Raw genomic sequence first — 10,473 nt, 5'->3', positions numbered from 1 at the left:
CGGCTGGTCCAGCCGAACCGGCCGATCAGCTCCAGATCCCAACCCAGTTGGTCGGCCACGATATTGGGCCAGATTCGGGGATCGTCCGACGGCAATCCCCCGGTCGGTCCGTAATAGGACAGCGAATCGCAGAAGAGCAGCAGGGTCCGGCGGGCCGGATCCGCAGCGGACTCCTCAGAGGACATCGTTGGCGACCTGCGCCGAGGCGTTCCAGACGTCCAGACGCCACCGGATGTCGTCGAAGGAATCGAGTTCCCCGTCGGTGCGGGTGTGACCGGCCAGCTGCACCCAGCTGGCGTTGCCCATGCCGCCCAGCACCGGCCAGTTGTCGACCGGCAGCCCCAGCAGTGCTCCGGTCAGGGCGGCGATCAACCCACCGTGGGCCACCAGCACCACCGGGCGATCGGGTTCCTCGACGCCCCACTCACGCTGTTGCTGCACCAACTCCCTCACGAGCGGGATGCTGCGATCGGCGACGTCGACGCGGCTCTCTCCGCCGTGCGGAGCCCAGCGCGCGTCGTCGCGCCAGGCCAGCCTCGCACCGGGGGCGACGGCATCGACCTCGAGATGGGTCATCCCCTGCCAGTCGCCGAGGTGGGTTTCGCGCAGTCGGGTGTCAATGCTCACCGGTTGCCCACTGCGGTCACCGAGCGCGACGGCAGTATCCAGCGCACGCCGCAGATCTGACGAAACGATCAGCAGCGGTTGTCGTTTGGCGAGCACCGCTGCTGCCGCGAAGGCCTGTTCACGTCCGAGATCGCTCAGGTCGGTGTCCAACTGGCCCTGCATGCGACTGCCGGCGTTGTAGTCGGTCTGCCCATGCCGCAGCATAACCAGGCGGCGGATCGTCACTCCGTCTCCTCGACATCATCCAAGTCGACCGGCACCGTGGGGCAGTCACGCCACAAGCGGTCCAGCGCGTAGAAATTGCGCTCGTCCTGGTGCTGGATGTGAACCACGATGTCGACGTAGTCGAGCAGCGTCCAGCGGCCCTCGCGGGTGCCCTCGCGGCGGGCAGGCTTGTACCCGGCGGCGCGCATCTTCTCCTCGACCTCGTCGACGATGGCGTTCACCTGCCGCTCGTTGGATGCCGAGGCGATGACGAAGCAGTCGGTGATGACGAGTTGGCCGGAGACGTCGATGACGACGACATCGTCGGCGAGTTTGGCGGCCGCCGCCCGAGCGGCGACTCCAGCCATGTCGATGGCTTCCTGTGTGGCGGTCAGAGACGGTCTCCTTCGACTTCGAGGGGGCTGGCAGGTTGGTACAGGTTACGTTTGGCGACATACTGCACGACGCCGTCGGGGACGAGGTACCAGATCGGTCGCGACTCCTGGGCACGGATCCGGCAGTCGCTGGACGAGATCGCCAGGGCGGGCACCTCCACGAGCTGCAACGCGTCGGCGGGCAGTTCCGCCATCGCGGCCGAGATGTGTTTGGCGTCGAGTTCGTACCCGGGGCGGCTGACGCCGACGAACCTGGCGATGGCGAACAACTCCTCCCAGTTCTGCCACGACAGGATGGACGCGAGCGCGTCAGCGCCGGTGATGAAGTACAGGTCCGCGTCGGGGTTGAGCGCGCGCAGGTCTCGCAGCGTGTCCTTGGTGTAGGTCGCCCCGCCGCGGTCGATGTCGACTCGGCTGACCGAGAACCTCGCGTTGGACGCCGTGGCGATCACCGTCATCAGGTATCGATCTTCGGCAGCCGTCACGTGACGGGTGCGCTTCTGCCACGGCTGACCGGTGGGAACGAACACCACCTCGTCGAGGTCGAACAGGTCGGCGACCTCGCTGGCCGCGACGAGGTGCCCGTTGTGGATGGGGTCGAATGTCCCACCCATCACGCCCAGCCGCCGTCGCGATTGCATGAGCAGCGAGCTTACTGGAGCCGGGGGGCGGACCCAGTCCAGCAGCAACCGCGCAGCTGGTGAACCCACAACACCGTCGCATCGACAGGGCGCCCGCTCAAGATCAGGTATGCTGCAAGTGCCTCAAGCAAACTTTTCACAGATCCGTCTCAACGCCGAAGGCGACTAGAAGACCACGTCCCGCCACTCGGTGCGGCGAACAAAAAAGCAGTTCATGGCGGCCAAGCGTTGGCGTCGGGACAGAGAAAACATGATCGACAAAGAAGGCAGCGGAGTTCACTCGAATAACTCTGGCAACATGGCGAACATGCGCTGGCAAGCCCGGATAGCAGTCGGCGCGGCGATATTGGCGGTGGTGTTGGTCGCGAGCCTGGCAGGAATCTACAGCCGACTGCCGGGTACGTTGGCCACATTCTGGCTTTCCAACGCATTGCTGTTGGGTCTGCTGCTCCGCAATCCTCAGATCGCCGGTGCGCTGACCTGGCTGGCGGCCGGCGTCGGTTACCTCATTGCCGACATGCTCACCGGCGGGGACTGGCAGTCGGCTGCCTTGCTGAACTCGGCCAACTTGATGGGCGTACTCGCCGGGTTTTACGCCTTCCGTCGCTTCCGACCGGGCGAGCTGACGCTACGGGAGACACGATCCGTCGCCTGGCTGGCGGCGCTGGCCGTTGTCGCAGCGGCCACGGCAGCCGTGCCTGGGGGGATCGTCGAGGTCGTGATGTTCGATGGCGACTGGGTCAACGGGGCGCTGAGTTGGTTCGCCATCGAACTCTTCAACTACGCGGTGATCCTCCCCCTGGTGCTTGCGTTCCCGATCGACTGCTTGTCCGCGGTGGCAACGCACCGCCCCCAGACCAGCGTTCGCCTCTATCTGAACATCCATTGGCGGCGACTCGCCGTGCCCTGTGTGCTGCTGCTCGTCGCGTTGCTACCGTCCTGGTACCTGGGCGGATTGGGGGCGCTGGTGTTCACCACGCCGGCATTGATCGCCGCCGCCTTGCTCACCGACGTGTTCACCACCGCCGTGTTCGTCACGGCCTCGACGATGTGGGCACTGGTGCTCATCGTCAGCGAAAGGGCCAGCGTGATCAACCCCGAAGGAATCCCCTTGGCGCCGTCAACCATGATCGGCCTGGCCCTGCTCGCCGTGGGACCTCTCGCGATCGCCAGCACGATTTCGGAACGCGAGCAGGTATCCGAGGCACTGCGGCTTGCGGTGACACAGGACGACCTCACCCAGGCGTTCCGGCGCCAGGAGTTCGTCCGCCGCGCCGATTCGGCGCTCGCGACCGCCGCCCGCGATGGACAGCCCACGTCACTGCTCATGATGGACCTGGACAGGTTCAAGAAACTCAACGACAACTGCGGTCACCAGGCGGGCGACCGCGCGTTGGTCGCCTTCGCCGACGTTGTCCGGAAATTTGCGGATGCGCACGACGTATTCGCCCGGCTCGGCGGCGAGGAGTTCGCGCTGCTGGTCATCGGGCAGGACCTCGCAGCGTCGACAGGCCTCGCTGAAGAGATCCGGCGCCACCAACATAAGAGCGCACACGACGAGTTCGGCGAATGGGGATCCACCGTCAGCATCGGACTGGCCTGCTCGGCCACCTCGGACGTGACCTTGGATGAGCTGATGGCTGATGCGGACGGCGCGCTGTACTGTGCCAAGACCCGGCGGAACCATGTAGTCGCGGCGAAGCACCCGGGGATCTGCAGAACCACTACGAACACCTCTGCGTAGTTCATCGGAGAACAACGCGTCGCTTGCTACCGACTGGTGACCCGCCGAGATGGCTCAAACGCCCGACAGCCGGGGCGTTGCGAGATTTTCGGTGACCTCGAAGGCGGCGCGGTCGGCGCGATAGAAGTCGTGGCCGTACTCCACGCAGCGCCCGCCGGCATCCTCGGTGCGGCGGGTGAGGAGGGTTCCCGCCGATCCGGCGCGCACACCCAACTGCACGCTGGTCACGTCGTCGAGCACGATCGACTCCAGCACCGCCGTCGAGCGCGCCAGCTCGATCCCATACCGGGTGCGCAGTGCCGCCCACAGCGACCCCTGCTCCGGCTCGTCGAGGATCCCCGGAGTGAGGTCGGCCGGCATGTACGTCGTCTCCAGGACGAACGGCACCTCGTCCACGGTGCGCAACCGGTGAAAGACGTGCACCCAGGCGCCGTCGGGTAACCCGAGCGCGAGCAGCACCGCCGGCGTTGCGAGCCGGCGGTCGGCCCACAACTGCCGGGCGGACGGCCGACGCCCCATCCGGGTGACTTCCTCGGAGAAGCTACCGACACGGAAGCGCACCCTGGGCTCTGCGACGAACGTGCCCCGCGGCGGGTTCCGGTACACCAGTCCTTCGCTTTCCAGCAGCGACAGCGCCATCCGCGCGGTCATCCTGCTGACGCCGTGCACCTCCGCCATCTCCCGTTCGGACGGCAACAGGGTGTGCGGGGCCAGCTGCTCGGTGGCGATCCGGTCGCGGACATCAGCCGCGATCGTCATGTACAGCGGCGTGCCGGGCGGCATCCGTGGAGACTAACCGCGGGCGATGCCCCGCAAGCCGAAATCGCGGGCCGACTTCGCACCCGCCGCGCTAGACGGGAAGCAGTGCGTCGATCACGGTGGCCAACTGCTTGGCCGATCGGCATTCGTGCATCGTGATGACGTCCTCGTAGCGGGGCACCGCCGAATCGCCGCTGCCCCAGAGGTGCCTGGGCTCCGGGTTGAGCCAGTGCGCATGCCTGCTCGCATTGACCATGTGGGCGAGCAGGTCGGTCTCGGGGTTGCGGTAGTTGTTGCGGCCGTCGCCGAGCACCAGCAGCGCGCTGCGCGGCGAGAGCACGTTCGGATACTTGTCGAGGAACGACACGAACGCATGGCCGTAGTCGGAGTGCCCGTCGCGGGTGTAGACCCCCGCCTCGCGGGTGATGCGCTGCACGGCGACCGCGAGGTCGGAGTCGGGTCCGAACAGCTGGGTGACCTCATCGGTGGTGTCTATGAAGGCAAAGACGCGGACCCGGGAGAACTGCTGGCGCAACGCGTGCACCAGCAGCAGCGTGAAGTGGCTGAAGCCGGCGACCGAACCGGACACATCGCACAGCACCACCAGCTCGGGGCGGGCCGGGTGCGGCTTCTTGAGCACCACGTCGATCGGTACGCCTCCGGTGGACATGGATTTGCGCAGCGTCTTGCGCAGGTCGATCTCCCCGGAGCGGGATCGCCGCCGGCGTGCGGCCAGCCGGGTGGCCAGCGTGCGCGCCAGGGGTTGCACGACCCGGCGCATCTGCCGCAGTTGCTCACCCGACGCCCGGAGGAACTCGACGTTCTCGGCGAGCTGCGGCACCCCGTACATCTGCACGTGGTCGCGGCCCAACTGCTCGGCGGTGCGCCGTTTGGTCTCCGATTCCACCATCCGGCGCAGCTGAGCGACACGTTGCGCGGCAAGTGCTTTGGCGATCTGCTCCTGGGTCGGTGTGGGTTCCTCGCCGTAGGGCGCGAGCAACCCGGCCAGCAGCCGACCCTCCAGATCGTCGAGGCTCATCGCCTTGAGCGCCTGGTACGACGAATACGACGGGCCGCGGCTGGAGTTGTATCGGCCGTACGCCTCGACGATCTGGGCGATCATCGCCGCGAGCCGTTCGTCGAGGTTGGCCAGTTCCTCGTTGTCGGTCAGCATGTCGACCAACGCGCTGCGCAGCGCCTCGATGTCCTCCGGGGGCAGACCCTGCTCGTCGGTATCGTCGTCGAGCACGGTCCTGGCACCGAGCGCCGCAGGGAAGTACAGATCGAACAACGCGTCGTAGGTCTCGCGATGATCCGGACGTCGCAGCACCGCGCAGGCGATGCCTTCGCGCAGTACCTTGCGGTCACCGAGCCCCAGCGTCGACATCACCAGACCGGCGTCCACCGTTTCCGAGGGACCCACCGAAATCCCCTGCCCGCGTAGCGCTTCCACGAACTCGACCAGGTGGCCGGGGATTCCGTGGGGCGCCAGCGGCTGCGGCGGGCGGGTGCGTCGGACCGCCATCAGTTGAGCCTCAGCTCCCCTGAGGCCTTCACCTGATCGGACTGGTGCTTGAGCACGACACCCATCGTCGCCGCGATCAACTCGTCGTCGATGGTGTCGAAGCCCAGAGCCAGCACGGTGCGTCCCCAGTCGATCGTCTCTGCGACCGACGGCACCTTCTTGAGTTGCATACCGCGCAGCACGCCGATGATGCGCACCAACTCCTCGGCGAGGTGCACCGGCAACTCGGGGACCCGGGAGAGCAGGATTCGGCGCTCGAGGTCGGGATCGGGAAAGTCGATATGCAGGAACAGGCAGCGCCGTTTGAGCGCTTCAGACAGTTCCCGGGTCGCGTTGGAGGTGAGCACGACCAGCGGCTTACGGGTGGCGGTGATGGTTCCCAGTTCCGGCACCGTCACCGCAAAGTCGCTGAGGACCTCCAGCAGCAGGCCTTCGATCTCGATGTCGGCCTTGTCGGTCTCATCGATCAGCAACACCGTGGGCTCGGTGCGTTTGATCGCGGTGAGCAGTGGGCGGGTGAGCAGGAACTCCTCGGAGAAGACATCGGTCTTGGTCTGCTCCCAGTCCCCGTGCCCCGCCTGGATGCGCAGGATCTGCTTGGCGTGGTTCCACTCGTAGAGTGCCCGGGCCTCGTCGACGCCCTCGTAGCACTGCAGACGGACCAGTTCCGCGCCGGTGGCCTGTGCGACGGCGCGTGCCAGTTCGGTCTTGCCGACCCCCGCGGGGCCCTCCACCAGCAGCGGCTTTCCCAGCCGGTCGGCGAGGAACACCGCGGTGGCGGTCGCGGTGTCAGGCAGGTAGCCGGTCTCGGCCAACCGCCGAGCGACATCGTCGATGTCTGCGAACATCGGCACCGGTCGTGCGGGGACGCTCATGTGGTCTCCTGAATCAAGCGGGACGGGTGTGGCCGGTCACGGGCGAGCCCCACACGATCCACTTGGTCGACGTCAGTTCTGGCAGGCCCATCGGGCCTCTGGCATGCAGCTTCTGGGTGGAGATTCCGATCTCGGCGCCGAAACCGAACTGCTCTCCGTCGGTGAATGCGGTCGACGCGTTCACCATCACCGCTGCGGCGTCCACCCGTTCGGTGAACCGTTGGGCAGCGGCGAGATCGGCGGTCACGATGGCCTCGGAGTGGCCGGTGCCGTACTCGTTGACGTGTGCGATCGCGGCATCGACACCATCGACGATCGCCAGCGCGATGTCCATCGAGAGGAACTCCGCGCGCAACTCCTCCTCGGACGGGTCGACGTGCACCGTCACTCCCGCGTCCTGCAGCGCTGCGACCAATCTGGGCACGGCGACATCGGCGATCGCGGAATCGATCAACAACGACTCCGCGGCGTTGCACACACTGGGCCGGCGGGTCTTGGCGTTGAGCACGATCCGTTCGGCCATCTCGAGATCAGCCGATTCATGCACGTAGACATGGCAATTGCCGACGCCGGTCTCGATGGTCGGCACCTGGGCATCGCGGACCACTGCGTCGATCAGACCCGCACCTCCGCGCGGGATCACCACATCGACCAGTCCGCGGGCCTGGATCAGGTGCGTGACGCTGGCCCGGTCGGCACTGGGCAGCAACTGCACGGCGTCACTGTCGAGGCCCTCGACCGCCAGCGCCGCGCGCAGCGCGGTGACCAACGCGGCGTTGGACTTCGCCGCCGACGAACTCCCGCGGAGCAGAACGGCGTTGCCCGACTTCAGCGTCAGCCCGAACGCATCGACGGTGACATTGGGGCGACCCTCGTAGACGATGCCGATCACGCCGAGCGGTACCCGCTGCTGGCGGAGTTGGAGGCCGTTGGGCAGCGTGCGGCCCCGCAACACCTCACCGACCGGATCCGGCAGCGCGGCAACCTGCCGCAGGCCGTCGGCGATGCCCTCGATGCGGGTCGGGGTCAACGCCAGCCGGTCGAGCATCGCCGCCGCGGCCCCGGTGGAGCGGGCGACCTCGAGATCGGCCTCGTTGGCCTCCATGATGGCCCGGGTGTGGATCAGCACATGATCGGCCGCCGTGCGGAGCGCCTGGTTCTTGTCCTCGGTACTCAGCGTCGCCAACCGGCGGGCCGCGACACGCGATCTCCGGGCGGCACCGTGCACCTGCTCGCGGAGGCTGTCTGTCGCCTCACTGCGCTCGGGAGCGTGCAGACTCATTAGTGCAGCTTATCGGACCTGCCCACCCACGTTCGTGCCGGGAACTAGCGTTGACGCCATGGCAGCGCGGGTTTGTGTGGTGGGCAGTGTCAACACCGACCTCACCTTCACCGTCGATGCGCTGCCGCGGCCCGGCCAGACCGTGCTCGCGTCGGGATTGTCGAGTTCGCCGGGCGGAAAAGGAGGCAATCAGGCGGTCGCCGCCGCACGTGCCGGCGCGGCCGTGCAACTCGTCGCCGCGCTGGGCACCGATGCAGCGGCCGACCAACTGCGTCACCACCTCGACGCCAACGGTGTCGGACTGGCTGGGATCGCCGCGGTTCCGGGCCCCAGCGGATCGGCGGCGATCATCGTCGACTCCGGCGCCGAGAACTGCATCGTGGTGGCGCCGGGCGCCAACGCGCATCTCGCCATCAGCTCAGCGGCGATCCGGTCGGTCATCGCCGACAGCGACGTCGTGTTGATCCAGCTGGAGATCCCGCTCGACACCGTTGCGGCTGCCGCCCGGGTCGGTCGGGAGGCGGGCGCGGTAGTCATCGTCAACGCCTCACCCGCTCCGCACCCCGACGACGTCGCAGCGCTGGCCGAACTCGCCGACGTCGTCGTGGTCAACGAAACCGAAGCCAATGATTGGCTGACCGCAGAGTGCCCTCCGGTAAAGCATCTGGTCATCACGCGCGGTTCGCGCGGCGCACGCGTCATCGCCGACGGCGCACAGATCGACGTGCCGGCGCCCGCGGTGGAACCGATCGACACGACAGGAGCCGGCGACGTGTTCGCCGGCGTGCTGGCGGCCACCTGGCCGGACGGCCTGGAGTACGCCCTGCGGCGAGCCTGTGCGGCCGGGGCGTTGGCGACGCTGGTGCCCGGAGCCGGCGACTGTGCCCCTTACAGTGAGGCTATCGAGGACATCCTGGAGGCTTCATGACCGCAACCACGCCACCTCGCCCCCCGGAGGGCGACTGGCTCGGCACGCCGTACCTGCACTTCGACCGGGAGGGCGCGTTCGGGGTCTGCACGCTGGACCGCCCCGAGGCCCGCAACGCGATGACCCCGGCGATGTACTTCGGCATCAAGTACGCGGTCAAGCACATCGACTCCGATCCCGACCTGGCCGGCTTGCTACTCACCGGCACCGGCGACGTCTTCGCCCCCGGCGGCGACATGGGCGGTGGTGGAGCCGACAACTGGCTGACGTTCGGTTCGGCGCTGGGCATGGACGCCCTGCCGTTCGACACACTGCGCCAGTCCTCGAAGCCCGTGGTAGCCGCCGTGAACGGGCTGTGCCAGGGCGGCGGGTTGCAGATCGCGCTGTGCGCCGACATGGCGGTGGTCAGCGACCGGGCGACATTCCGGGTGCCCGAGTTGTACCGCGGGATCGCCGACACGTACTACAGCCACATGTTGGCCCGGCTGATCGGCCCGGTGCGGACCCGCGATCTGATGTTCACCGGCCGCACCCTGTCGGCGGCCGAGGCGCTCGACTGGGGCATGGTGGCCCGGATGGTTCCGCACGAGGACCTCCACGACGCGGCGCGCGAAGTGCTGGCGCAGTGTTGCCGCACGGCGCCGGGTGCCCGGGCTGTCATCAAGTCGAGCCTGGACAACTACATCGGCCTGTACGACCGCATCGGTATGCAGTCGAGCCTGGGCGCACCCGAATCCATCGAGGGGTTCATGGCGTTCAAGGAGCGCCGCTCACCGGACTGGGTCCATCCCGATCTGCGCCTCGACGGCCGACTCTGAAGACTCTGCGTCGACACTGCGGCCACGGCGACGACACGCCGGCCAGCCGCGCCCTGAACGCAGTCTGAACCACGGGATAGTCTGCGGCATGCCGGTTGTCGCGCTCTCCTTCCTGGCGGTCTACGCAGGGCTCGGATTCGGTTGGCGCAGTTGGCTGCAACGGCGTCACACGGGGTCGATGGGTTTCAACGGGATCAGTGGAGGAACGGGATCGGTCGAGTGGTTCGCCGGTGTCGGATTCGCGGCCGCTGTCGCGGTGATCATCCTCGCCCCGGCCCTGCAGTTGCTCGACGTCCTCACGCCTGTGCCCGTGTTCCTCTCCATGTGGATCCAGACGCTCGGTGTCGTCAGCGCACTGTTCGGCATTGCGGGCACGCTCTATGCACAGCTGGGGATGGGTGACTCGTGGCGAATCGGCGTCGACCCCACCGAAACCACGACGTTGGTCCACAGCGGCGCATTCGCCGTGGCCCGCAACCCGGTGTTCACCGCGATGCTCGTCTTCGCGTTCGGCATCACGCTGATGACCCCGAATGTGCTCGCATTCATCGGGTTCGCACTGCTGTTCGCAGCCATCGAACTGCAGGTCCGTGCTGTCGAGGAGCCCTATCTGGAAGCGGTACACGGCGACGCCTACCGCGACTACGCCTCGACGGTCGGCCGCTTCGTCCCCCG

Annotated in this window: 11 protein-coding genes and 1 pseudogene; 4 read left to right on the top strand and 8 right to left on the bottom strand. The window is 67.3% G+C overall.

The window, feature by feature from the left end:
* The 4 genes and pseudogenes from WA965_RS22110 to nadD form a co-directional block, all read right to left on the bottom strand.
* Nucleotides 1–185 (bottom strand): annotated as a pseudogene (locus WA965_RS22110) (diglucosylglycerate octanoyltransferase); the annotation flags it as partial.
* A complete protein-coding gene (gene gpgP, locus WA965_RS22105) occupies nt 175–852 on the bottom strand; it encodes a glucosyl-3-phosphoglycerate phosphatase (RefSeq protein ID WP_526301762.1) in 678 nt (225 codons plus the stop codon). The pseudogene WA965_RS22110 and the gene gpgP, both read right to left, overlap by 11 nt.
* The gene (rsfS, locus tag WA965_RS22100) at nt 849–1,226 is read right to left on the bottom strand and encodes a ribosome silencing factor (protein WP_526301776.1); all 378 of its coding nucleotides are present in this window, start codon (nt 1,224–1,226) and stop codon (nt 849–851) included. Before rsfS ends, gpgP begins: the two co-directional genes overlap by 4 nt.
* The gene (nadD, locus tag WA965_RS22095; RefSeq protein ID WP_526301760.1) at nt 1,223–1,867 is read right to left on the bottom strand and encodes a nicotinate-nucleotide adenylyltransferase; all 645 of its coding nucleotides are present in this window, start codon (nt 1,865–1,867) and stop codon (nt 1,223–1,225) included. The genes rsfS and nadD overlap by 4 nt, the downstream gene beginning before the upstream one ends.
* Nucleotides 1,868–2,165: 298 nt before the next feature.
* Here nadD and WA965_RS22090 point away from each other — a divergent pair, with 298 nt between their 5' ends.
* The gene (locus WA965_RS22090; protein WP_526448075.1) at nt 2,166–3,611 is read left to right on the top strand and encodes a GGDEF domain-containing protein; all 1,446 of its coding nucleotides are present in this window, start codon (nt 2,166–2,168) and stop codon (nt 3,609–3,611) included.
* Nucleotides 3,612–3,665: 54 nt separating this feature from the next.
* Here WA965_RS22090 and WA965_RS22085 read toward each other — a convergent pair whose 3' ends face one another.
* The 4 genes from WA965_RS22085 to WA965_RS22070 all read right to left on the bottom strand — a co-directional run bounded on the left by WA965_RS22085 (nt 3,666) and on the right by WA965_RS22070 (nt 8,052).
* The gene (locus WA965_RS22085) at nt 3,666–4,394 is read right to left on the bottom strand and encodes a GntR family transcriptional regulator (protein ID WP_526301756.1); all 729 of its coding nucleotides are present in this window, start codon (nt 4,392–4,394) and stop codon (nt 3,666–3,668) included.
* A 67-nt stretch (nt 4,395–4,461) separates the two neighbouring features.
* Nucleotides 4,462–5,895, bottom strand: a complete 1,434-nt coding sequence (locus tag WA965_RS22080; RefSeq protein ID WP_526301754.1) for a vWA domain-containing protein — start codon at nt 5,893–5,895, stop codon at nt 4,462–4,464.
* Entirely contained in the window at nt 5,895–6,770 is an 876-nt protein-coding gene (locus tag WA965_RS22075) for an AAA family ATPase (protein ID WP_178356893.1), read from the bottom strand. Before WA965_RS22075 ends, WA965_RS22080 begins: the two co-directional genes overlap by 1 nt.
* A 13-nt stretch (nt 6,771–6,783) precedes the next feature.
* Nucleotides 6,784–8,052 (bottom strand): glutamate-5-semialdehyde dehydrogenase, encoded by a 1,269-nt coding sequence (locus WA965_RS22070; protein ID WP_526301752.1) that lies wholly within the window; start codon nt 8,050–8,052, stop codon nt 6,784–6,786.
* Between the two features lie 58 nt (nt 8,053–8,110).
* Between WA965_RS22070 and WA965_RS22065 the strand changes: the two genes are divergently transcribed.
* From WA965_RS22065 to WA965_RS22055, 3 genes are all read left to right on the top strand, one after another.
* Nucleotides 8,111–8,980 (top strand): ribokinase, encoded by an 870-nt coding sequence (locus WA965_RS22065; protein WP_526301750.1) that lies wholly within the window; start codon nt 8,111–8,113, stop codon nt 8,978–8,980.
* Nucleotides 8,977–9,798: an enoyl-CoA hydratase/isomerase family protein gene (locus WA965_RS22060; RefSeq protein WP_526301748.1), complete on the top strand. Its 822-nt coding sequence runs from the start codon at nt 8,977–8,979 to the stop codon at nt 9,796–9,798. Before WA965_RS22065 ends, WA965_RS22060 begins: the two co-directional genes overlap by 4 nt.
* A gap of 88 nt (nt 9,799–9,886) precedes the next feature.
* Nucleotides 9,887–10,473: methyltransferase family protein (locus WA965_RS22055; protein ID WP_526448074.1), on the top strand; the 587-nt coding region annotated here is incomplete at its 3' end.

The organism is Mycobacterium sp., from assembly GCF_049683935.1.
Classification (GTDB): domain Bacteria; phylum Actinomycetota; class Actinomycetes; order Mycobacteriales; family Mycobacteriaceae; genus Mycobacterium.
This window is presented reverse-complemented; position numbering and strand designations above follow the sequence as displayed.

Bases quoted from the DNA above. Each gene is read 5' to 3' on its own strand.
- WA965_RS22080 (WP_526301754.1), bottom strand. From the start codon at position 5,895: ATGGCGGTCCGACGCACCCGCCCGCCGCAGCCGCTGGCGCCCCACGGA.
- WA965_RS22060 (WP_526301748.1), top strand. From the start codon at position 8,977: ATGACCGCAACCACGCCACCTCGCCCCCCGGAGGGCGACTGGCTCGGC.
- WA965_RS22075 (WP_178356893.1), bottom strand. From the start codon at position 6,770: ATGAGCGTCCCCGCACGACCGGTGCCGATGTTCGCAGACATCGACGAT.
- WA965_RS22090 (WP_526448075.1), top strand. From the start codon at position 2,166: ATGGCGAACATGCGCTGGCAAGCCCGGATAGCAGTCGGCGCGGCGATA.
- WA965_RS22085 (WP_526301756.1), bottom strand. From the start codon at position 4,394: ATGCCGCCCGGCACGCCGCTGTACATGACGATCGCGGCTGATGTCCGC.
- WA965_RS22065 (WP_526301750.1), top strand. From the start codon at position 8,111: ATGGCAGCGCGGGTTTGTGTGGTGGGCAGTGTCAACACCGACCTCACC.
- nadD (WP_526301760.1), bottom strand. From the start codon at position 1,867: ATGCAATCGCGACGGCGGCTGGGCGTGATGGGTGGGACATTCGACCCC.
- WA965_RS22070 (WP_526301752.1), bottom strand. From the start codon at position 8,052: ATGAGTCTGCACGCTCCCGAGCGCAGTGAGGCGACAGACAGCCTCCGC.